Raw genomic sequence first — 24,061 nt, forward strand, 5'->3', positions numbered from 1 at the left:
ACTATCAAACGTTGCGAACCAAAGGTACAAGGATTGAACTATGGGAGGAAAGAAAATGACAGAACAGACAAATACGGAAGCTTTATATGAATGGATAGATCAAATGGCCGGAGCGGTTCAAAAAAACATGGGCTTAACCTATTTAGAGGCTTTGGCTGAAGCAGGAGAAAATCTTCTTCAGCAGGATGTGGTCCAATCCCTCCCCGATGACAAAAAAGAGCAGCTGCAGGAAAAACTAAAAACAACCCTTCCGCCTGAAATGAAGCGCGAGGAAATAAGAAAAGCATTTCAGCTTGCAGTTATAAAAGGAATGAAAGAAAACGTGCAGCCGCATCATGCGATGACCCCGGATGCTGTAGCTATGTTTATGGGATACCTGGCAGAAAAAATAACGGCTAAAAAAGATATAAAAACAGTCATGGATCCGGCCGTTGGAACAGCGAACCTTCTTACAGCAGTATTAAATCAGCTGAACAAAGAAGTAGTGGCATACGGAGCGGAAGTAGATGAAACGCTGCTGAATATTGCCTACGTTCTTTCCAACCTGCAGGAGCATACGGTAGAGTTGTTTCACCAGGACAGTATTGAAAAGCTTCCCGAGGTTCCAGCAGATCTTATTGTGACGGACCTGCCGGTAGGCTATTATCCTAAACCGGAAGCAGCGGAGCAGTTTGAGTTGAATGTAACGAACGGCCAGCCTTATGTTCATCATCTAATGATCGAGAGCAGTCTCAAAGAATTAAAAGAAAACGGAACAATGCTTCTGCTTGTACCGAATTTTATTTTCGAGAGCGACCAGGCAGACGACCTGCAGCGCGTGATCAAAAAATATGCATTTACTTTGGGTCTGCTTCAGCTTCCATCGTCTATGTTTAAAGATCAGCAGTTCGCTAAAAGCATCTGGATCATTCAGAAAAGAGGCCCAGATGTCCGGCAGCCGGGCCAGGCTCTGCTTGCTGAAATGCCGTCCTTTTCAAACCGCGAAGCGATGATTGAGATGATGAAAAGTATTGACAACTGGTTTAAGGAAGAAGGATTTTCCTAATATACTGCGCTGGGAAACGCTTACAAATATAAGCTTCTATGCCTTGGTACAATAGGATTTTCTTGCTTTTTTTCCGGTGGAATGTTTAAATAGAAAAGGTTTGAAAGAAAGTAGAAAAAGGGGCGCTTTATATGCCGAAAATTATGGCAATCAATGCTGGAAGTTCATCGCTGAAATTTCAGCTCCTTCATATGCCGGAAGAAACAGTTATTGCAAAAGGATTAGTTGAACGAATTGGTATGGACGGAACCGTCATGGCCATTGAATTTGGAGAGGAAGAACATACGGTTCATCCTTCCATCGAAGACCACGCGGATGCTGTAAGAGAAATGCTTTCGTTTCTGACAGAAAAAGAGATCATTCAGTCACTTGATGATATTAATGGAATCGGTCACCGGGTGGTGCACGGCGGTGAGAAATTCTCCGCTTCCGCTCTGATGACCGATGACATGTTAGCGGAAATTGAAAAACTAAGTGAGCTGGCTCCGCTTCACAACCCGGCAAACATCATGGGAATTAAAGCATTTAAGCAGGTGCTTCCACATGTTCCTTCTGTGGCTGTGTTCGATACGGCTTTTCATCAAACGATGAAAAAGGAGAAGTATTTATACAGTATTCCTTACGAGTATTATGAAAAATACGGCATCCGTAAATATGGTTTCCACGGCACATCCCATCAGTATGTAGGGGAAAGAGCTGCGGCGATGCTTGGCAAAGACCAAAAAGATGTGAAGGTTATTTCCTGTCATATTGGAAATGGAGCAAGTATTGCTGCGATAGACGGAGGAATGTCTGTTGATACATCGATGGGCTTTACTCCGCTGGCGGGTGTAACGATGGGAACTCGTTCCGGTAACCTCGATCCTGCTCTTATTCCATACATTATGGAAAAAACAGGAAAAAGTGCGGAAGAAGTCATTCACGTATTGAACAAAGAGAGCGGCATGCTTGGCTTGAGCGGCTTCTCCAGCGATCTTCGTGATATTGATGAAGCGGCCAAAGGTGGAAACGAACGTGCGCAGACGGCAATGAATGTTTTTGCTTCCCGTATCCATAAATACATTGGTGCCTATGCAGCGAGTATGAATGGAGTAGATGCTATTGTCTTTACGGCAGGCGTCGGCGAAAACAGTATAACCGTTAGAGAAAAGGTAAGTAGAGGCCTTGGCTTCATGGGTGTTCATTTCGATGAAGAACGAAATAACACACGCGGAAAAGAAGCAGAAATCAGCGCGGAACATTCGCCTGTGAAAATTTTCGTTATCCCAACGAACGAAGAAGTAATGATCGCACGGGATGCACTGGCATTCAGCGAGTAATAAAAAAAAATATAAACTGCACCCTCATTGTCCGGTACATCCAACAATGAGGGTGCAGTTTTTTATAGGAAAGCAGGAATTCAATCAATGGAAGAGAAGGATATACACATACCATAAAAAAGGGGTGGTCTTAGTGGTATGCCGTAAAGATCTGGTTCTTTCTTCAGAACAATTAGCAGCAAGGTGCGACCCGGACAGCTTTTCTTTCGAAACAACAAGTGAATTAAAAAAAACACCGATGGAATTAATAGGCCAGAGCCAGGCCCAGGAAGCGATGGAGTTTGGGCTGCACATGAAGCATGATGGCCATCACATCTTTTTAGCCGGACCGGGAGGTACAGGAAGAACAACATTTGCCAGATTAAAAACGGAACAGGCCGCGGTAAAAGAAAACACACCAAAGGATATAGTTTATATACATAATTTCGAAGCCCCCGATACCCCGGCATTCATTGAGTTTCCAGCTGGAGAAGGCAGTTTGTTTGCCAGGGATATAGAAGAGATGATGCATGAAATAAAAGAGGAAATTAATAAAGCACTGACAGGCGATAGATTCGAACAGCAGAAAATGGATATGGCACAAATGCAGGAAAATGAACTGCACGATAAGTGGCAGCAGCTGGAAAAAAGAGCCCGTGACCAGCGTTTTGCATTGGACAAACAGCAGCAGGGAGTAGTAGCAGTACCATTAACGAAAGAAGGAGTACCGCATTCGGAAGAATCTTTTCAGAAATTGGATGCAGCCACCAAGCAGAATATAATGGAAAAAAGCAAACGGCTCACAAAAGATGTGAATGCAACCTTAAGGCAGCAGCAGATACTGAGAAGATCTCTTAAAAAGAAATGGCAGGATGCAGAAGAGCTTATGGTCGGCCAGGCAATTTACGGACCGCTTGAAGAAATGATAGAGGCATATCCTGGTGTACCAAAAGCATTATCTTATATAGAAAGTATACGTAAAGAAATAGTGAAAAAATGGAAAGTTCTTTTTCAAGAAAAAGAAGGCAAAAGCAACAGGGGGATTCCATCCGAGTTTTCAGTAAACATCCTGGTCAGCCATAAAAATGGAGTGGGGGCACCGGTCATTCACGAAACATACCCATCCTATGCCAATCTGTTTGGGAAGATCGATCAGAGGCCGGCACTTCCAACGTTGGAAACAGATTTCAGCATGCTTACAGGGGGATCCCTTCACAAAGCTAACGGTGGGTATTTAATTTTAGAGGCTGCTGAACTGTTGTCTCACTTTTACAGCTGGCAGGCTTTAAAGCAGATGCTCCGCTCCGGCCTGCTGCGGATGGAAGCACTGGCCAATGAAGCGGCCGGCGGCCCCCGCAGTCCATTGAAACCGGAGCCGCTTCCGGTAAATATGAAAGTGATTCTAATCGGCACTCCTTCCCAGTTTGATTATCTGTTTCAATCAGATGAAGTGTTCCGCAAGCTTTTTCGTGTGAAGGTGGAGTTTGAAACAAGCATGGATCGGACATTTAAACATATAGAAGAATACGCTGCTTTTATTGCATATATCTGCCGGCGTAATCAGCTGCTGCACGTACACAAACGGGCTCTGGCGAAAATAATTGACTACAGTACCAGGCTGGTAAACGATAAAAGAAAGCTCTCTGCTCGCTTTCATCTCATTACGGAAGTATTAATGGAGGCAGATTACTGGGCACGTGAAGCCGGAGCGGCTTTCATCGATGCGGAACATGTGAAACGGGCCCGTAATGAAAAGCAAAGCCGAACCAATCAAATGGAAAAAGCCATGCAGGATGCAATAGACGATGGAACAATTATGATAACGACCGAAGGGTCGGCTGTAGGACAGATTAATGCTTTGGTCGTCTCTGTAAGAGGAGAAGGGTCATTCGGCCTGCCGACCAGAGTGTCAGCCAGAACGTATGTCGGCAGAAACGGAATTGTTAATATAGACCGGGAATCTTATTTAACAGGGCCGATCCATACGAAAGGACTGCATATTCTCTCCGGCTATCTGCAGGCGGAATTTGCCCAGGATGATCCGCTGCCATTGGCGGCGAGTATTACTTTTGAACAGTCTTACAATATGGTGGATGGAGATAGTGCTTCGAGCACGGAGCTGTATGCTCTGCTGTCGTCCCTGGCAGAAATACCTCTTAGGCAGGATATTGCTGTTACCGGCTCAGTCAATCAATTTGGGGATGTCCAGCCTATCGGCGGTGTAAATGAAAAAGTGGAGGGTTTTTACTCGGTCTGCAAACGAAGAGGTCTGACTGGAACTCAGGGAGTCATTATCCCGAAATTAAACAGCACAAACCTGATGCTCCGCAATGAAATTATAGAAGCGGTGGAAAAGGGGCTGTTTCATATTTGGGCTGTGTCTTCTATAAAAGAAGGTATGGAAATATTGACTGGTGTCCCTGGAGGGGAAAGAACACCGGAGGGCGTGTACGAAAAGCAAAGTGTATACGGTATGGTGCAGGAGCGTATTACAGCAATGGTAAATAAAATGAAAAAAATAGAAAGAAAGCAGTAGAAAACAGGTCTGGTTTTCTTTTTTTATAACATATAATGCAGTATTTATGCATGTTGTTTTATAAAATGCAGAACGGAATAGTTCGAAATAGCATAACAATCCTTTATTTATAGAGAAAAAAGCCTTTTATAAACAGATGACATAGATTCATTTATAAATTTTTATGCTTTTTTATGAATAAGTGTTGCAAAAGCGAATAGAACTTGTTAAAGTAATAAATAGCAAAGGGCGCCGCTGAGAGCGCACCAAAATGAGAGGATAAAACCTCTTATATTTTTTGCAGAAGAATGTATAAAAATAATAAAGACAGTATGAATATTCAATCACACATGGATAAGAGTTATATAAATGGAGGGAAATAGAATGGCAAAGCAAAAAGTAGTATTAGCGTATTCCGGAGGACTTGATACATCGGTGGCGATTCAATGGCTGAAAGATAACGGCTATGATGTTATCGCAGTAGGATTGGACGTAGGAGAGGGAAAAGACCTGCAGTTTGTAAAAGATAAAGCGTTAAAGGTCGGCGCGATTGAATCGATCAGCATTGACGCAAAGAAAGAATTTGCGGAAGACTTCGTACTTCCAGCTATGCAGGCACACGCAATGTATGAGTTGAAATATCCGCTCGTTTCCGCTTTATCAAGACCGCTCATTTCTAAAAAACTTGTTGAAATTGCAGAAGAATACAATGCAGATGCAGTCGCCCACGGCTGTACAGGAAAAGGAAATGACCAGGTGAGATTTGAAGTATCCATTCAGGCGTTAAATCCAAACCTGGAAGTGATTGCTCCGGTAAGAGACTGGGGATGGTCCAGAGATGAAGAAATTGACTATGCCAAGCAGCATAACATTCCAGTGCCGGTAGATCTTGACAACCCTTATTCTGTAGACCAGAACTTATGGGGAAGAAGCAACGAGTGCGGAATCCTGGAAGATCCATGGGCTACACCGCCGGAAGGTGCTTACGATTTAACAACACCGCTTGATAAAACACCGGACGAAGCGGATATTATTGAAATTGAATTCAAGCAGGGCAAGCCGGTCGCTATTGATGGAAAAGCGTATGAACTTGATGAACTTATTCTTCACCTGAACGACGTAGCTGGCAAGCACGGCGTTGGCAGAATTGACCACGTGGAAAACAGAATGGTCGGCATTAAGTCCAGAGAAATCTACGAGTGCCCCGGCGCTACAACGCTTTTAACTGCTCATAAAGAACTTGAAGATATCACGCTTCCTAAAGAAGTGGCGCACTTCAAGCCGGTTATAGAAAAGAAAATTGCAGAACTTATTTATGAGGGTCTATGGTTTTCCCAGCTTAGAACAGCCCTTCTTGCTTTCCTTGAAGAGACGCAGACAAGTGTCAGCGGACTGGTAAGAGTCAAGCTGTTCAAAGGACATGCTATTGTAGAAGGAAGAAAATCCGATTTGTCCCTTTATAACGAAAATCTTGCCACGTACTCTACCGGCGACGAATTTGATCACAGTGCAGCAGTTGGATTTATCAGCCTTTGGGGGCTGCCGACAAAAGTTCACAGCCAGGTCAACAAAACCGGCGTGAAGGGTGTTAATGTATGACAAAGCTTTGGAGCGGAAGATTTACGAAATCAGCAGAAGAATGGGTGGATGCCTTTGGGGCATCCATCTCTTTTGATAAAGAACTGGTAGAAGAAGATATTGAAGGAAGCCTGGCTCACGTGGAAATGTTGAATAAAACCAGTATTCTAACAGATGAGGAAACCGGGACGATAAAAAAAGGACTTCATGCTGTAAGAGAAAAAGCCAGAGCCGGTGAACTGGATTACAGCGTGCAAAACGAGGATATCCATTTAAACATTGAGAAATTCCTTACCGATGAAATTGGTCCGCTTGGTGGAAAGCTTCATACTGGCAGAAGCCGGAACGATCAGGTGGCTACCGACATGCACCTGTATTTAAACAAGCAGACAAAGGAAATAATAAAAAGTTTAAAAAACATGCAGACGGCGCTTGTTACTCAGGCGGAAGCGCATGTAGAAACAATTATCCCCGGGTACACGCACCTGCAGAGAGCGCAGCCGATATCTTTTGCCCATCACCTGATGGCGTATTTCTGGATGCTTCAGCGCGATGTAGATCGTTTTGAAGATAGTTTGAAACGTGTAAATCTATCTCCGCTTGGAGCCGGTGCGCTTGCGGGCACAACGTTTCCAATCGATCGTCACTACTCAGCTGAACTGCTTGGGTTTGACGGAATTTACGAAAACAGCCTTGATGCTGTGAGTGACCGCGATTTTATTATTGAATTTATGAGTGCCTCAGCAATGAGCATTATGCATCTATCCAGGCTTGCAGAAGAGATGATTCTCTGGTCCAGCCAGGAGTTCCGCTTTATTGAACTGGATGACGCATTTGCTACCGGAAGCAGCATCATGCCGCAGAAGAAAAACCCGGATATGGCGGAATTAATCAGAGGAAAAACAGGCAGAGTCTATGGCAATTTATTCTCCATGCTTACCCTGCTGAAAGGCCTTCCGCTTGCGTACAATAAAGACATGCAGGAAGATAAAGAAGGCATGTTTGATACGGTACGTACGATAAAAGGGTCGTTGAATATTTTTACTGGAATGATTGAATCAATGACGGTCAATACAGAAATCATGAATAAAGAAACCCATTCCGATTTTTCCAATGCGACCGAATTAGCAGATTACCTGGCAACCAAAGGAATGCCGTTCAGGGAAGCTCATGAAGTAGTTGGAAAACTGGTCCTGACCTGCATTCAGCAGAATATATTTCTTTTGGATCTATCTCTGGAAGAGTATAAAGCAGCCAGCTCCCTGTTTGAAGATGATATCTACGAGGTATTAAAACCCTCTACGGTAGTCTCAAGAAGAAACAGCGCCGGCGGCACCGGATTTGACCAGGTCCGCCATGCCATTGGCCTTGCTAAAGGAAAACTGGGAGAATAGTAAAATACACGAAAGACCTTCACCATGGCGGTGAAGGTCTTTTTTGGTCTCACGGCTGGGCCTGATCCGGGTGGTTTGCGGTGCGCACGATAAGAACGTCGCATTTGGCCTGTCTGGCAATAGCTTCGGATACACTGCCTATAAATATGCGTTCTACCGCGTTCAGGCCTGTTGCTCCGGTAATAATCAGGTCTGTTTTTGTTTTTCTGGCAATATCTTTTGGTATTTTCACTTTTGGGGAACCAAAGTCGAGGACCGTCGTTACATCGGTTAATCCTGCCTCTTTGGCTTCTGCGGCATATTTATCCAAAAGGTCCTGCCCGTATCCTTCCGCTCTGGCAACGACTGCCCTGTCATAATGTTCGACGGTAGCGAAAGTGCGGGTGTCGATAATATGAGCAATCGTTAATGCTGCATGGTATTCGTCCGCAAGCTCTATTGCCTTTTTAAATGCTGTTTTGGCCTCCTGCGAACCATCTACGGCTACTAGTATATGCTGATATTTGCCCATGGTCATCCTCCTTTTAGAGAGTGTACGACAGTTTATATTTACAGTATATCACAAGGATGTAAGCGCTGAACATGAGCGCAATATTTTTACGGAAGCCCGAAAGCATAGTATGATGAGTAAGGATAATAAATACAAAAGCATACATAGAGTGATCGTGTTATAAGGAGGACTAATCATGCGTCATGCACTAGTTACAGCAGGATCGAAAGGATTGGGGCGGAAAGTGACAGACATGCTGATGGACCAAGGCTACGCTGTTACAGTCAGCTACAGAAACGATGTAAATGCAGTAGAAAAATTAAAGGCAGACTGGGCCGAAGCGGAAGATCGGCTGTTATGCATCAACGCAGATATTACGAAGTCTGCAGATATTAAACAGCTCGTCCAAAGAGCCAAAGAAAAATTTGGGAGGCTTGATCTGCTGATTAATAATGCGGGGCCGTATATTTTCGAACCGAAAAAACTGATGGATTATGAACCGGAAGAATGGCATGAAATGATTGAAGGGAATTTAAGCTCGATGTTCTACCTTCTGCAGGAAGCAGTGCCGATTATGAGAGAACAGCGCTATGGCAGAGTGATAGCCTATGGATTTCAGGGAGCTGGTTCCGCACCCGCCTGGCCTTATCGTTCCGCCTACGCTGCAGCCAAATCAGGGCTTGCTTCGTTAGTGAAAACAGTAGCGGTGGAAGAAGCAGAAAACGGAATAACGATAAATATGGTATGTCCGGGCGTAGTGACATCAGATTACAAAGAAGCCGGAATAGAAGACGCCAGGCCGGTAAAAGACAGCAGTATTCCAGTAGGGCGGCCGAGTACCGGTGAAGATATTGCCCGCACTATTTTATTTTTATGTGAAGAAGATTCCGACATGATTACCGGTACGGTTATGGAAGTAACCGGCGGGGTGGACGTATTACATAAGCGCAGATAGCTTTTGTTTAAAATCATCGGAAGAAAGGTATACAAAAAAGAGAATTAAATCGAGCAAAACCAAAAGGAGTGTTATCGTTGAAAGTAACCTATCATGGACATTCAGTAGTGAAAATTCAAACGAACGGCAAAACGATTCTAATTGATCCTTTTATAACGGGTAATGGCTTAACAGATCTTGAACCAGAAAAAGTGGAAGCAGACGTTATTCTGCTGACGCATGGCCATAACGACCATCTCGGCGATACGGAAGATATTGCAAGAAGAAGTGATGCACTGATCGTAGCGCCGTTTGAACTGGCTACTTATTTAGGCTGGAAGGGCCTGAACACGCACCCTATGCATATTGGCGGCGCCTACACGTTTGATTTTGGAAAAGTGAAATTCACGCAGGCGTTCCACGGCTCCGCATTTATGGATGATGAAACACAGACGATCACGTATATGGGAATGCCGGCCGGGATTCTTTTTGAAGCGGAAGGAAAAACGATTTATCATATGGGAGATACTGGATTGTTCTCTGATATGAAAATGATTGGAGAGCGCAATAACATTGATCTGCTGTTTATTCCAATCGGCGATAATTTCACAATGGGACCAGAAGATGCGAAGCAGGCAGTCGAATGGATAGGGCCGAAGTTCACCGTGCCGATTCATTACAACACGATGCCTCAAATTAAGCAGGATCCGGAAGCCTTTATTTCTTCGATTTCACCGGCTGAAGGTGCTGCATGGAGCGCTGGTGAAGGAACGGATTTATAAAAGCCATAAAATAGAGCTGTTTTCCGGAGACGGAAAGCAGCTTTTTTTGTGCCGCATGAACTGATCTGTATTAATTTTTTCTGCGGGGACAGCCGGCTGTTTTATACAGACAGCAGGAGAAATGCCTGTCAGAAAGAGGTTAGTTGAATTGTATATAACAGAAACGTATAATAAAAGTAATACAGTTTGGAACGATAAAGAAAAAAGGGCACAGATTTGGGAGAAGAGGAGGCGTGAATATGACAACCAAGCATGAACAAATTCTTCACCACATCACGGATCTGGATGTAGGAGAGAAAATATCGGTACGCCGGATAGCAAAAACGCTGGAAGTAAGTGAAGGCACTGCTTACCGTGCGATAAAAGAAGCGGAAAATCAAGGGCTGGTCAGCACGATCGAACGGGTCGGGACGATACGTATTGAAAAAAAGCAAAAAGAAAACATAGAAAAACTCACCTATGCAGAAGTAGTCAATATTGTAGACGGCCAGGTACTGGGCGGACGGAACGGTCTGCATAAGACTCTCAACCGGTTTGTAATCGGAGCAATGAAGCTTGAAGCAATGATGCGGTATGTAGAAGCCGGAAACCTGCTGATCGTCGGAAACCGTTACCAGGTACACAAGCTGGCTCTGGAAGCAGGAGCAGCTGTATTAATTACAGGCGGATTTGATACAAATGAAAATGTTATCTCGCTTGCCGATGAGCTGGGGCTTCCGGTTATTACGACAAGCTATGATACCTTTACTGTGGCCACCATGATCAACCGTGCTATTTATGATCAGTTAATTAAAAAAGAGATTGCAATTGTTGATGATATTCTTATTCCTCTTCAGGATACGTACTATATGACGACAGACAACACGGTTGATAAGTGGCATGAAATGAATGGACGCACGGGGCACAGCCGCTATCCGGTAATTAGTGAAGACATGAAGGTACAGGGAATGGTAGCAGCTAAAGACGTACTGGGAGCACAGATGAGCACTTCGATCGAAAAAGTCATGACCAAATCCCCTATTACCGTAAACGAGCGGACGAGTATTGCTTCTGTTGCCCACGTTATGGTGTGGGAAGGAATTGAACTGCTCCCGGTTATTGATGATCACCGGCATCTTTTGGGAGTCATCAGCCGCCAGGATGTGCTGAAAGCTCTGCAGATGGTGCAGAGACAGCCGCACGTAGGAGAAACGATTGAAGATCTTGTAACAAGCCGTTTTCGTGAAACAGAACCGGGGTCGGAATATGTCTATAAGTGCGAACTGAGTCCACAAATGACCAATCATCTCGGGATGATTTCCTACGGCGTACTGACTACGCTCGTCACGGAAACGGGAAGCCGTCTGCTTAAGCAGTACAAGCGCGGCGATATTTCTGTTGAGAATATAACAATATATTTTATTAAGCCCGTTCAAATTGAAAGCACTATCGATTTAAAAGGAAAAATGCTGGATGTTGGAAGAAAGAACGGAAAAATTGATGTAGAGCTTTATCATAAAGGAGCCATTGTTGGAAAAGCATTAATGATGGCGCAGCTGCTCGACCGTTAAAGTGGAAATCGGGGAGTACCATTTTTATGGAAGACGTTAAAAAGGCAGCCGGTTCCTGAATAGGACGGCAGCCTGAAAATGGTGCAGTATAAAATTGTTAAGAAGGCTCTCTTTGGTTGCGTTCTTTTTCTACTTCTTCAGCGGCATATGGCTTGTATAATTTATAGGCACGCATTCCAAGCAGTATATTTGCAGCGCCAAGGAGAGTAAAGATCGTTCCAATAATAATATCCACTAGACCCCGGTTCGTAAACAAAAGCAGCAGTCCTACAGAAGCAAGCGCGGTGCCGAGACTGATATTTGCCTTTGTCTGCGTCCAGCGCTTCAGACCGGGGGAGGAGGCGCGGAACGCTTTTACTTTTTGAAAAAGGTAAAATACGGCAGAAACGACAATAATAATAACAAAAAGCTGGGACAAATAAATCTCTCCTTTCTTAGCAGATTCATTGTACCTTTTTATAAAGACGATCCGCAATACTCATAATGGAACAACAGGAAGGAAGAAATAGGATGAGCAGTATTATGCAGGAACTATACGAAGCGATTGAAAATCACGAGGAAATTATTATTCTGCGCCATGAAAAACCGGACCCGGACGCTCTTGGTTCGCAGGGAGGACTCGCTGCTTTAATTAAACATAACGAGCCTGCAAAGCATATTGTGATAAAGGGTGAAGATGAGCCGGGTTTGTCTTTTTTAGTATCAATGAGTGAAGAAGCAGCGGGAGCCCCGGAAGACTCTCTGTATATTATCTGCGATACAGCAAATAAAGAACGAATTGATGGAAGTGGATGGGAAAAAGCCGGTCAGATGGCAAAAATTGATCACCATCCTGAAGTAGATGTATATGGAGAGCCATCCTGGGTGGATACGAAGTCAAGCTCCACGTGCGAAATGATGATGTCTTTCGCTCTTTGGCTGAAAGCGGAAAAAGGCTGGGAAATCCCTGCAGAAGCGGCGCGGCTTTTCTACGCGGGTATTATAGGAGATACGGGACGTTTCCAGCATTCCAACACTACGCCGAAAACGCTGCAGATGGCAGCGGAAGCTTTGAAGTATCCGATTGATCCGGCTTCTCTCTTTGCCGGTTTTTACAGCAGTGATGAAACGCTGGTACGCCTGAAAGGGCGTGTGCTGTCTGACTTTGAACTGTCTTCAAACGGTGTAGGGGTGATGTATTTAACACAGGACCTGCTTCAGGAATATAATGTCACGATTAACGGCTCTTCTGCGCTGATGAACGTATTTGCTGATATAGAAGGCATTAAAGCCTGGGTCTTCTTCGTGGAAAACGAAGATGGCAGCTACCGGGTAAGGCTTCGCTCCAAAAAAGTAGTCATCAATGAATTAGCAGCCCGTCACAACGGAGGCGGACATCCCAATGCATCTGGTGCAAAAGCGGAAGACCTGGCAGAGACGAAAGCAATTATTGAAGAACTTAACAGTCTCTGCAGGAAATAACCGCTGTAAGCTCCATTGAACTGCTTCCTTGCAGTCATCCGGCCGCCTTTGATAAGGCGGCTTTATTCAAAATGGATTGCTTGTTTTTGGAAAAAAAGCGGGTCATACTAAAGGAAAGAACGGCGATAAAGAAAGGAGGACAATATGAAGGAAGTGAGGCTTCACATACATAGCGAATACAGCCTGCTCTACAGTACTGCCCGAATAAATACACTGGTAGAGACGGCAAAGCATCACCATATAGAAGCACTGGGGCTTACCGATACCAATACGATGTTTGGGGTCGTCCCCTTTTATAATGCCTGCATCGGCGCAGGAATCAAGCCTATCATAGGGGTGGAGCTGACGGTCAAAGGCGTTCATCAGGATGCTTTCTGCCTTTCTTTATACGCCGAAAATGATCAAGGCTACCAGGAACTGATGCGCCTGTCGTCGGAAAGCCAGCGCACTTCGTTATCCCTCGATGATATAGCCGGCAGAACGGAGCATTTATTTGCCGTGCTTCCGTGGGAAGAAAGTGAAGCGGCATACTGGATCCGCCTCAAGGAAAAAGACTGGGTCAAGGATACGCTGGAAAAGTACAAACAGACAGTGGCAGCGGGAAGACTATTTCTGGAGTGGCCGGAAGAAGAAGGAACAGCCGGCCTGGAAGACTGGAAAGAAGCAGCCCGGGCGTTCGATCTTCCACTGACAGCAGGAAACAACATTCGGATGGCGGACCGGAAAGAATACAAGGCGTTACTAGCGCTTCATGCGGTGAAGCAGGGCATTCCTATACGGGAGATGAATCGTCAGGATATTCCGGAACATGCTATTACTCCCTATACGCAGGTGTCGGAAACGCAGAGAGAAGCAGCAGCGAACGCCGTCCAAATCGCGGAAGCTTGTACGGTAACTCTTCAGCCGTCAACTCCTTCTCTACCTTCTTTTCCTCTCCGCCACACAAACAGTTCCGTCGAAGAACTGAACTATTTGTGCAGGGAAGGACTGAAAAAGCGGTTCGATTCCCCATCTACTGAGGCGGAAGAACGGCTTGCTTATGAATTGAACATAATAGAAAATACCGGATTTGCCGATTATTTTCTCATTGTGCAGGACTTTATACATTTTGCACGGTCCAGCGGCATTGCTGTAGGACCCGGCAGGGGGTCTGCAGCAGGCTCACTGGCAGCTTATGTGCTGGAAATTACAGACGTGGATCCACTTTATCACGAACTATTGTTTGAACGTTTTTTAAACCCGGACAGGATAAGTTTTCCGGATATTGATATTGATTTTCAAGATGACCGACGGGATGAGGTGATTCGGTACGCAGTCACAAAGTACGGAGCCGCTCACGTTGCACAGATTGGCACGTTTGGGACGTTTGGAGCCAGAGCCGCCATTCGCGATATTGGAAGAATACTGGAGACTCCGCAGGCGCTTATTGAGAAACTGGCAGGCTATATTCCAGCGCAGCCGGGCAGGCAGTCAACAATAGCGGAAACGATCCGGAACAATTCGGATATGAAAGATTTTATTACGCGGGAAAAAGCAGCCGGTGCCGTTATGAAGCTGGCGGCCCAGATCGAAGGCATGCCCCGGCACACCTCGGTGCATGCGGCTGGTGTTATAGTCAGTAAACATGAATTAACAGACCATGTGCCGCTCTTGTATAAAGAAGATGCGGTGCCGGTGACACAATACCCGATGGGAGTGCTCGAAGCACAGGGATTGACAAAAATTGATTTTCTCGGTCTGAGAAACTTATCGATGCTTCAGCGGATGGAAGAGCTGATAAAGCGGAAAAACCATCGTTTTTCGCTTCGGGATCTTCCGCTCGACAATGATGCTGCTTTTGCCCTGCTGGCTCAAGGAGATACGGATGGAGTGTTCCAGCTGGAGTCCGACGGAATGAAAAAAGCCCTGAAACAGATTCATCCGGATCGATTTGAAGACATTACGGCAGTCAACGCATTGTACCGGCCGGGTCCCATGGAATTTATTCCAAATTATGCAGCGCGTAAACATGGCAGAGAACAGACAACATTTCCCCATCCTGATTTAGAGCCTATTCTCGGTTCTACCTACGGGGTTATTGTGTATCAGGAACAAATTATGCAGATAGCTGCATTAATGGCCGGCTATACCTATGGCCAGGCTGACCTGCTCCGGCGGGCAGTGAGCAAGAAAAAAAGAGAAGTACTGGAAAAAGAAAGAGAGGCTTTTACAGCCGGTGCCGTGCAAAAAGGCTACACGGCAGAAACCGCCTCGAAAGTATACGATACCATCGTCCGTTTTGCTGATTACGGTTTTAACAAAAGTCATGCGGTAGCCTACAGCGTCATTTCCTACCAGCTGGCTTATATTAAAGCCAACGAACCGGCCGTTTTTTATACCGTTCTGCTGGCACTGCATGTGCACAACAAAAATAAGCTGGGCCAGTACAAAAGAGCTGCAGAAAAAAGCGGAATATCATTTCTGCCGCCCTCCATCAATAAAAGCTATTCTACGTTTAAACTGGAACAAGAACGGATTCTTTTTGGATTTAACATGATCAAACAGGTTGGAAACAAAGCGGTATACTCGCTGATCGAAGAACGAAAAAAAGGTCCGTTTACTGACCTGATCGACTTCTGTATGCGCGTCAGCATGAAAGAGTTCGGTCGCAGCGGGCTCGAAATGCTCATTAAGTCCGGTGCTTGTGATGAATGGAGAAAAGACCGGGCGGTTCTGCTTGCATCTATTGACCGCGCGCTCGAATTTGCTGAATTCCAAAGAGACCTCGGCGGACTGGTACAATCCGGAGATGACGATTTCCGCTATGTAGACGCCAAGCCGTATACGACAAAGGAAGCCTATGAAGCAGAAAAAGAAGCAACCGGTCTTTATTTAAGCGGCCATCCTCTGGATGAATATATTCATTTTCTACCTTCTTTTCAGCCGGCAGAGCTGGGAAATATTAAAGAAGGCCAAAAAAAAATGTGGGTGGCCGGTATTGAAGAAGAATGCCGGGAAATCCGCACAAAAAAAGGAGAAAAAATGGCCTTTCTCACGATTACAGATGGCGATGCTTCAGCAGAAGTTGTCCTATTTCCATTTGTTTACCGTAAAGTGAGGCCGCTGATCGAACTAAAAGTTCCTATGCTTATTCAAGGAAGGTCTGAAGCAAAAGGACGCAGCCTTCAGATCATTGGAGAAGCTGTCCTGAGCCTGCCTGAGCTCAACGAACAAAGCCGGTCCATGCTCTGGTTAAAAATAGACGATCAGCTGGAAAAAACCGATGTAATCAAACAGGTGAAAAAAATTGTAAATCAATACCCGGGGTCCGTGCCAGTAAACGTTTTTTATGAGCGGACAAGAGAAACCATGCAGCTGGGAAATCATTTGAAAGCGTCACCGAACCCCCATTTTATGAAAGAAATGGAAAAATACATTCCGAAAGAATTTATTGTCTTTAAGCCTTCTGAATGATGAACTAGTCCGTTTCATCTGTTATAATAAAAGAAGTTTTGCAAGTTATCGAAAAACTTGCTCTAATGAGTAAAAGCAGTTATATAAAAGGAGAGTGGGTTACGTGCCAACGACAAGAGAAGAAGCCCTTCATATTCATCGAGTAAATCAGGGAAAGCTTGAATCAGGAATTAAAGTTCCCGTCCGTAATTCCAGGGATTTAAGTTTAGCTTATTCACCAGGTGTTGCTGAACCGTGTAAAGCTATCTTTGAAGACAAGCAGAAAGTATTCGAATATACAATGAAGGGAAACATGGTAGCTGTTGTTACAGATGGTACCGCTGTGTTAGGGCTGGGTAATATTGGTCCGGAAGCTTCTCTTCCTGTAATGGAAGGAAAAGCTGTCCTTTTTAAATCGTTTGCAGGCGTAGATGCGTTCCCAATCTGCCTCGATACAACAGATGTAGATAAAATTGTAGAAACCGTCAAGCTGATGTCACCAACCTTCGGCGGCGTTAACTTAGAAGACATAGCGGCTCCTAACTGCTTTATTATAGAAGAGCGCTTAAAAAAAGAAACGAACATACCTGTATTTCACGATGACCAGCATGGAACGGCGATTGTTACAGCAGCCGGGCTGATCAATGCACTGAAGCTGAACGGCAAGCCGATATCTGAAATACGCGTTGTTATTAACGGCGCAGGATCTGCCGGCATTGCTATTATCAAACTTCTGCAGCGCCTCGGCGTACGTGACGTTATTCTCTGTGATTCCAAAGGCGCTATCTATGAAGGCCGCTCTTTCGGAATGAATGATGTAAAAGCCGCAGTGGCAAAAGTAACAAATAAAGACAGAGCATCCGGCGAACTTAAAGATGTGATCAAAAATACGGATGTGTTTATCGGAGTATCTGTTGCCGGCGCTTTAACAAAAGAAATGATCCAGACAATGAACGAAGATCCGATTATTTTTGCAATGGCCAACCCGGATCCGGAAATTATGCCTGATGAAGCCAAAGAAGCCGGTGCTCATGTGATTGGTACTGGAAGATCCGACTTTCCAAATCAGATTAACAACGTTCTTGCGTTCCCGGGTATCTTCAGAGGAGCACTTGATGTAAATGCTACACACATTAACGAAGAAATGAAAAAAGCAGCCGTTTATGCAATAGCTGATTTGATTTCAGATAACGACCTCTCGGAAGATTATGTAATTCCAAATCCATTTGATGGAAGAGTGGCTCCAGCGGTAGCAGCAGCCGTTGCCAAAACCGCAATGGAAACAGGAGTAGCCCGCAAAGAAGTGGATCCGGACGAAGTGGCAGAAAAAACACGCCGTCTTTCTATTATCGATAAAGAATAATTTAAAATTTATTCCCATATACAACGGGCTACGTGATAAAATAAAAGAAATGTTTACGGAAAGAAAGCGATCGTTAACGCATATCGGTCGCTTTCTATCCGTTTATTTGTGAATCTGCTTATTTATGTTTTAAAAAAATAGACATTCTTTATAGGAAAGCAAAGAAGGTGTACGCGTGTTAAAAGATTTTTTTTATAAAAAAAGAAGATATGCTACGGTACCTCCTGAAAGGCAGCAGCCTACCAGTATGAACGAAGGAGTTATGACAAAGTGTCCATCATGTAAAACGATCGTTTACACAAAAGAACTGCGTAAACATCAAATGGTGTGCATGAACTGTGAGCATCATATGCCAATCACAGCTCCGGAGAGAATTGAAGGTTTGTTTGATGAAGGCACTTTTTCCGAGATAAATACGTATCTGGTATCCTCGGATCCGCTCGGTTTTCCTGATTACCAGAAAAAAGTAGAACAGGACCAGAAAAAAACGGATCTGCATGAAGCGGTTGTGACGGGGAAGGGAACAATAGACACTCATCCTGTTGTAGCCGGCGTCATGGATTCCAGGTTTCGTATGGGAAGCATGGGATCGGTAGTAGGAGAAAAAATAACCCGGGCCATTGAAGAAGCTGCAGCTGACGGCGTACCATTTATTATGTTCTCCTCTTCAGGTGGTGCAAGAATGCAGGAAGGCGTTCTTAGTTTAATGCAGATGGCTAAAACAAGCGCTGCTTTAAAAAAGCTGGATCGCGAAGGCCTGTTGTTTATATCAGTTATGACGCATCCAACGACCGGAGGCGTTTCCGCAAGCTTCGCTTCGCTTGGGGATTATAATTTTGCGGAGCCGTGTGCATTAATCGGATTTGCGGGCCGCCGCATTATTGAGCAGACGATCAGACAGGATCTGCCGGAAGATTTCCAGACGGCGGAATTTCTTTTGAAGCACGGACAGCTTGATGGTGTCATATCAAGAACGCAGATGAAAGAGAAACTGGGCACTATCCTTGCTATCCACAGAAAGTAACATATAGAGAAAGGAGGAGGCTGCATTGAACCATCTTCCCTTTGAGAAGCCGGTAGTTGAGCTTCGTGAGAAAATTAACGAACTAAAAGAATTTACGAAAGACAAAGAAATTGATATGAGTGGAGAAATTGACAAGTTGGAAAGCCGCCTGGAGCAGCTGGAAGATGAAATTTACGGTAACTTAAAGCCATGGCAGCGTGTGCAGATTGCAAGACACGCAGAGCGGCCAACCTCACTTGATTATATTAATGAGCTGTGCACCGATTTTATGGAAATGCACGGTGACCGGCTCTATGGAGACGATGAAGCGATCGTCGGCGGTATTGCATTTTATCACGGTATGCCCGTTACCGTTATCGGACATCAGCGCGGCAAAGACACAAAAGAAAATCTTCGGCGAAACTTCGGTATGCCGCATCCGGAAGGATACCGCAAGGCACTGCGCCTGATGAAACAGGCAGAGAAGTTCAACCGGCCGATCATCTGCCTGATTGATACAAAAGGGGCATACCCCGGAAAAGCTGCAGAAGAACGGGGCCAGAGCGAAGCTATTGCCAGAAACCTGTTGGAAATGGCAGGTTTCAGCGTGCCGATTGTCAGCATCGTCATTGGCGAAGGCGGAAGCGGTGGTGCTCTTGCTTTAGGAGTAGGCAATCACATTCATATGCTGGAGAATTCTACATACTCTGTTATTTCTCCGGAAGGTGCAGCAGCGCTCTTATGGAAGGATTCCGCTCATGCGAAAAAGGCAGCAGAGACGATGAAAATCACCGCACCAGACCTCAAAAAAATGGACATTATTGATGAAGTGATCCCTGAAATCAGGGGAGGCGCTCATCATAATGTAGCAGAGCAGGCAAAACAGATAGATAAAGTATTGAAATCCTCAATAGATGAGCTGAAGAAGATGAGCGGAGAAGAGCTCATTGAACAGCGCTACGTAAAGTTCAAGAATATCGGGGAATTTAACGATGAGAGCGTTATCATTCCTGCAGATAATCCTAGTGCTTTCTGACTAAACAGCAGAAAGCACTTTTGCTTTTGATCCAAAAAAAAAGAAAAAGCTACATTTTTTTTGAATGAGATGGTAACGTATAATACGATGTGGAAGGGGATAGTTTAGAATGAAACGTATTGGTGTATTAACAAGTGGAGGAGACTCTCCAGGCATGAATGCCGCTATTAGAGCAGTAGTAAGAAAGTCTATTTTTCACGGGCTGGAAGTGTATGGCGTCAAAAACGGCTATGCCGGCCTGATAAGTGGAAATATTGAACAAATGCAATTAGGTGATGTCGGCGATATTATCCATAGAGGCGGCACGAAATTATATACAGCACGGTGTGAAGAATTTAAGACTCCGGAAGGCAGGGAGCTTGCAGTAAATGAGTTGAATAAAAAAGGAATTGAAGGTCTTGTCGTTATCGGTGGAGATGGTTCTTTCCGCGGGGCACAGAAGCTTACAGAACTTGGTTTTCCTACTATTGGAGTTCCCGGCACGATTGATAATGACATTCCAGGTACTGATTTTACGATTGGATTCGACACGGCTCTCAACACAGTCATTGATGCGATTGATAAAATCCGTGATACGGCGACATCCCACGAACGCACGTATGTGATCGAAGTAATGGGAAGAAATGCGGGCGACCTGGCTTTATGGGCAGGACTGGCTGACGGGGCGGAGACGATTATTATTCCGGAAGAGCCGTATGACATGGATCAGATACTTGCCCGTCTTGAGCGGGGGCACCAGCGCGGTAAAAAGCATAGTATTATTATCGTGGCTGAAGGCGTAGGCAGTGGTCCGGAATTTGGTAAACGAATTGAAGACGCAACACAGCTGGAAACAAGAGTTACCGTTCTGGGTCATATTCAGCGCGGAGGCTCGCCTACTGGTTCGGACCGTGTACTCGCAAGTCGTCTTGGAGCTAAAGCGGTTGAACTTTTAATTGATGGAAAAAAAGGCGAAATGGTAGGAATCCGTGAAAATAAAATTGTGTCGCAGAGTATCGAAAGTGCGCTTCAGGAAACGCACCAAATTGATAAAGATGTATACCGCCTCTCCCAGGAATTGTCTATCTAATTCGGGAGCAGTTAGTGTATTAAATAATTAGGAGGAATAAGATGAGAAAAACAAAAATAGTTTGTACTATAGGCCCGGCAAGTGAAGATCCGGTGATTTTGGAAAAATTAATGACAGCAGGCATGAACGTGGCCAGGCTGAATTTTTCCCACGGTGATTTTGCTGAACATCAGGCACGAATTGATAATCTCCGTGAGGTATCTGCAAAGCTCGAGAAAAACGTAGCCATTCTTTTAGATACGAAAGGTCCGGAAATCCGGACCCATACGATGGCCGGCGGTGCGATCAACCTTGAAAAAGGGCAGGACCTGATTGTCTCCGCAGAAGAAGTAGAAGGGACAACAGATAAAATTTCGGTAACGTATGGCGGCCTGGCAGATGACCTGGAACCCGGAAAGAAAATTCTTCTTGATGACGGATTGATTGAACTGGAAGTCCTTGAAATTCAGGGAAAAAACCTTCTTACAAGAGTGCTCAATAATGGAGAGCTCAAAAATAAAAAAGGGGTTAACCTTCCTAATGTCAGCGTTAATCTGCCGGGTATTACCGATAAAGATGCAGCTGACATTGAATTTGGTATTAAGCAGGGCGTAGACTTTATTGCAGCCTCTTTTGTCAGAAGAGCATCTGATGTGCTTGAAATAAGAGAGCTTCTTGAAAAGCATGGAGCAGAGGACATTCAGATCATTCCGAAGATCGAAAACCAGGAAGGGATCGACAACATTGATTCCATTCTTGAAGTATCAGACGGCTTGATGGTAGCACGTGGAGACCTTGGTGTAGAGATACCGCCGGAGGATGTTCCATTGGCTCAGAAAGAGTTAATTAAAAAATGCAATACGCTGGCAAAGCCGGTTATTACGGCAACCCAGATGCTTGATTCGATGCAGCGCAATCCGCGTCCAACAAGAGCAGAAGCAAGTGATGTAGCCAATGCTATCTTTGACGGCACGGATGCGATTATGCTTTCAGGAGAAACGGCAGCCGGGGATTATCCGGTGGAATCTGTTCAGACGATGAGTAATATAGCCCGCAAAACAGAAACAGCATTAAAGTACAAAACTATTTTAAGCCAAAGAACAAAAGAAAGCCGGGTTTCGATTACCAACTCAATCAGCCAGGCTGTTTCCCATACGGCTTTTAATTTAAATGCTGCAGCCATTTTGTCTGCTACGGAAAGTGGAAATACAGCAAGAATTGTATCTAAATACCGCCCGGAATCACCGATTATTGCGGTATCCAGCAACCCGGGCGTTGTAAGAAAACTGGCGCTCGTCTGGGGTGTTAAAGCCATTCACGGTGCTGCAGCGAAAACAACAGATGAAATGCTCGATATTACGGTAACGGAAGCGTTAAAAAGCGGCCGTGTAGAACATGGAGATCTTGTTGTCATTACTGCAGGTGTACCGGTTGGTGAATCTGGAACGACAAACATTATGAAGGTTCACGTAATTGGAGAAGTAGCTGCAAAAGGCCAGGGTATTGGAAGAAAAACTGCCTCTGGTAAAGTAGTTATCGCTAAAAATGCAGAAGAAGCAAAACGGAAAATGGTACCAGGCGCTATTCTTATTACGTACGGTACGGATAAAGACATGATGCCGGCATTTGAACAGGCGTCTTCTGTTATTACAGAAGAAGGCGGATTAACATCACATGCAGCAGTTGTTGGTCTTACGCTTGGCATTCCAGTCATCGTTGGGGTAGATGAAGCGACAGACTTGTTTGAAGATGGAGAAGAAATTACAGTGGACGGTGCCCGTGGCGATATTTACCGCGGTCATGCAAGTGTCCTTTAAAGAGAAGTACGGTAAAAAAGCCGCCCTGCTATACGGGGCGGCTTATTCCGTATATAATATTAAGATAAGAGAAAAAAAGGAGAGAATTAAATGAAATGGCTCCTCTTGCTGCTCATTATTGTTCCAGCCGCTGAAGTAGGCGTGCTTATTCTGGCAGGAAATGTTATTGGCATCTGGCCGACGATCATTCTTATTATCCTTACTGGTATATTAGGTGCATGGCTTGCTAAAAAAGAAGGCCTTCAAACGATCAGAACCGCCCAGCTGCAGATGCAGAATGGGGAAATTCCAAGCAACCTGGTTATGGATGGAGCATGTATTCTGCTCGGAAGTGCATTTTTGCTTACTCCCGGTTTTATTACAGACTTGATAGGCTTTTTGCTGCTTATTCCGGCAACACGCGGATCAGCTAAAGCACTTTTCCAAAAAATATTGAACCGGATGCTGCGGAACGGAACAGTTGTCGTTACAAGAAGGTAAGTGAAAAACAATTCGGCCCGCTTGAAAAAGTGGGCCTTTTTTTGCTTAAAAAAGCGGATCCGCCCGGCTTATTTTTTACATAAGAAACCACAACATCATTTCAGAGGGAGAAGGGATTGGAATGTTTTCATCAGGCTCACTTTTTATGCTGGCACTTCTTGCTGTCAGCATCATTGCAAAAAACCAGACGTTAATTATTGCTATTGTTGCTCTGCTCGTCGTGCATTATGCAGGACTCGGAGATAAAGTATTTCCCTTTATGCAGGCTAAAGGCATTACTATAGCAGTTACTATTCTTACATTTACGGTTCTTATCCCTATTATGACCGGAGAAATCGGGTTCAGCCAGCTTGGAGAAGCAGCCAGGTCGTCCTATGCATGGATCGCGCTTGCGGCCGGCATAGCGGTAGCTGTCATAGCGAAAGGCGGGGTGGTGCTGCTTGCAAACGATCCTCACATTACAGCAGCTCTTGTATTTGGAACCATTCTGGCTGTTGTTTTGTTTAATGGAGTAGCTGTCGGCCCGCTTATCGGAGCTGGTATGGCTTACACTGCGATGAAAGTGGTGGAATTCTTTTCTTCATCTGGAGCCGGTTGAAAAAAGATCGGCTCGTAACAGCCGGCATAGAGAAGAATGCGATTTTTTTACGTACTTTGATTCACAAATTCATGAATTATGGTTATAATGAGTAGGTGAAAGTCCTTCCTACATAGTTAGCTTATAATGAATCGCGCCTATAATAGTATGCCGGAACGATGATGATTATGATCGAGCCTTTAAGGGAAGGGTACTCTGTGTAGCAAACAGACTAACCATTCTAGTTAAAAAGGAGTG

The 24,061-nt window shown here is 44.8% G+C and carries 19 protein-coding genes; 17 read left to right on the plus strand and 2 right to left on the minus strand.

Translation table 11 applies throughout. The features are described from left to right. Positions 1-55 precede the first annotated feature (55 nt). From AC5W2J_RS08655 to argH, 5 genes are all read left to right on the plus strand, one after another. Positions 56-1,045, plus strand: coding sequence for a class I SAM-dependent methyltransferase (locus AC5W2J_RS08655; RefSeq protein ID WP_496059077.1), 990 nt, complete (start codon positions 56-58; stop codon positions 1,043-1,045). 131 nt (positions 1,046-1,176) lie between these two features. Continuing rightward, on the plus strand, positions 1,177-2,364 hold the full coding sequence (locus AC5W2J_RS08660; RefSeq protein ID WP_496059078.1) for an acetate kinase: 1,188 nt from the start codon (positions 1,177-1,179) through the stop codon (positions 2,362-2,364). A 133-nt stretch (positions 2,365-2,497) separates the two neighbouring features. Further along, positions 2,498-4,879: a Lon protease family protein gene (locus tag AC5W2J_RS08665; protein ID WP_496059079.1), complete on the plus strand. Its 2,382-nt coding sequence runs from the start codon at positions 2,498-2,500 to the stop codon at positions 4,877-4,879. A 363-nt stretch (positions 4,880-5,242) separates the two neighbouring features. Beyond that, positions 5,243-6,457 (plus strand): argininosuccinate synthase, encoded by a 1,215-nt coding sequence (locus tag AC5W2J_RS08670; RefSeq protein ID WP_496059080.1) that lies wholly within the window; start codon positions 5,243-5,245, stop codon positions 6,455-6,457. Continuing rightward, complete coding sequence (gene argH / locus AC5W2J_RS08675) at positions 6,454-7,830, plus strand: argininosuccinate lyase (RefSeq protein WP_496059081.1); 1,377 nt, start codon at positions 6,454-6,456, stop codon at positions 7,828-7,830. Before AC5W2J_RS08670 ends, argH begins: the two co-directional genes overlap by 4 nt. Positions 7,831-7,879: 49 nt before the next feature. Here argH and AC5W2J_RS08680 read toward each other — a convergent pair whose 3' ends face one another. Continuing rightward, the gene (locus AC5W2J_RS08680) at positions 7,880-8,341 is read right to left on the minus strand and encodes a universal stress protein (protein ID WP_496059082.1); all 462 of its coding nucleotides are present in this window, start codon (positions 8,339-8,341) and stop codon (positions 7,880-7,882) included. Positions 8,342-8,516: 175 nt separating this feature from the next. On the opposite strand from AC5W2J_RS08680, the gene AC5W2J_RS08685 reads away from it, so the two are divergent. The 3 genes from AC5W2J_RS08685 (at position 8,517) to AC5W2J_RS08695 (ending at position 11,586) form a co-directional block, all read left to right on the plus strand. Then, a complete protein-coding gene (locus tag AC5W2J_RS08685; RefSeq protein WP_496059083.1) occupies positions 8,517-9,275 on the plus strand; it encodes an SDR family oxidoreductase in 759 nt (252 codons plus the stop codon). 77 nt (positions 9,276-9,352) lie between these two features. Next, positions 9,353-10,036, plus strand: coding sequence for a metal-dependent hydrolase (locus tag AC5W2J_RS08690; protein ID WP_496059084.1), 684 nt, complete (start codon positions 9,353-9,355; stop codon positions 10,034-10,036). A gap of 239 nt (positions 10,037-10,275) precedes the next feature. Then, entirely contained in the window at positions 10,276-11,586 is a 1,311-nt protein-coding gene (locus AC5W2J_RS08695; protein WP_496059085.1) for a DRTGG domain-containing protein, read from the plus strand. A gap of 97 nt (positions 11,587-11,683) precedes the next feature. On the opposite strand, the gene AC5W2J_RS08700 is transcribed toward AC5W2J_RS08695, so the two are convergent. After that, complete coding sequence (locus tag AC5W2J_RS08700) at positions 11,684-12,004, minus strand: YtpI family protein (RefSeq protein WP_496059086.1); 321 nt, start codon at positions 12,002-12,004, stop codon at positions 11,684-11,686. Between the two features lie 92 nt (positions 12,005-12,096). On the opposite strand from AC5W2J_RS08700, the gene AC5W2J_RS08705 reads away from it, so the two are divergent. The 9 genes from AC5W2J_RS08705 (at position 12,097) to AC5W2J_RS08745 (ending at position 23,824) form a co-directional block, all read left to right on the plus strand. Further along, positions 12,097-13,047, plus strand: coding sequence for a DHH family phosphoesterase (locus tag AC5W2J_RS08705; RefSeq protein ID WP_496059087.1), 951 nt, complete (start codon positions 12,097-12,099; stop codon positions 13,045-13,047). A gap of 144 nt (positions 13,048-13,191) precedes the next feature. After that, entirely contained in the window at positions 13,192-16,500 is a 3,309-nt protein-coding gene (gene dnaE, locus AC5W2J_RS08710) for a DNA polymerase III subunit alpha (RefSeq protein ID WP_496059088.1), read from the plus strand. A gap of 103 nt (positions 16,501-16,603) precedes the next feature. Next, on the plus strand, positions 16,604-17,842 hold the full coding sequence (gene ystJ, locus AC5W2J_RS08715) for an NADP-dependent malic enzyme (RefSeq protein WP_496059089.1): 1,239 nt from the start codon (positions 16,604-16,606) through the stop codon (positions 17,840-17,842). A 175-nt stretch (positions 17,843-18,017) separates the two neighbouring features. Then, complete coding sequence (accD, locus tag AC5W2J_RS08720) at positions 18,018-18,866, plus strand: acetyl-CoA carboxylase, carboxyltransferase subunit beta (protein WP_496059090.1); 849 nt, start codon at positions 18,018-18,020, stop codon at positions 18,864-18,866. A gap of 25 nt (positions 18,867-18,891) precedes the next feature. Continuing rightward, the gene (gene accA, locus AC5W2J_RS08725; protein ID WP_496059091.1) at positions 18,892-19,881 is read left to right on the plus strand and encodes an acetyl-CoA carboxylase carboxyl transferase subunit alpha; all 990 of its coding nucleotides are present in this window, start codon (positions 18,892-18,894) and stop codon (positions 19,879-19,881) included. A gap of 109 nt (positions 19,882-19,990) precedes the next feature. Then, positions 19,991-20,950, plus strand: coding sequence for a 6-phosphofructokinase (pfkA, locus tag AC5W2J_RS08730; protein ID WP_496059092.1), 960 nt, complete (start codon positions 19,991-19,993; stop codon positions 20,948-20,950). 41 nt (positions 20,951-20,991) lie between these two features. Then, positions 20,992-22,746: a pyruvate kinase gene (pyk, locus tag AC5W2J_RS08735; protein ID WP_496059093.1), complete on the plus strand. Its 1,755-nt coding sequence runs from the start codon at positions 20,992-20,994 to the stop codon at positions 22,744-22,746. Between the two features lie 90 nt (positions 22,747-22,836). Further along, a complete protein-coding gene (locus tag AC5W2J_RS08740) occupies positions 22,837-23,226 on the plus strand; it encodes an FxsA family protein (RefSeq protein WP_496059094.1) in 390 nt (129 codons plus the stop codon). 121 nt (positions 23,227-23,347) lie between these two features. Further along, positions 23,348-23,824: a DUF441 domain-containing protein gene (locus AC5W2J_RS08745; RefSeq protein ID WP_496059095.1), complete on the plus strand. Its 477-nt coding sequence runs from the start codon at positions 23,348-23,350 to the stop codon at positions 23,822-23,824. Positions 23,825-24,061 lie beyond the last annotated feature (237 nt).

This window comes from Sinobaca sp. SA16-1 (genome assembly GCF_059510515.1).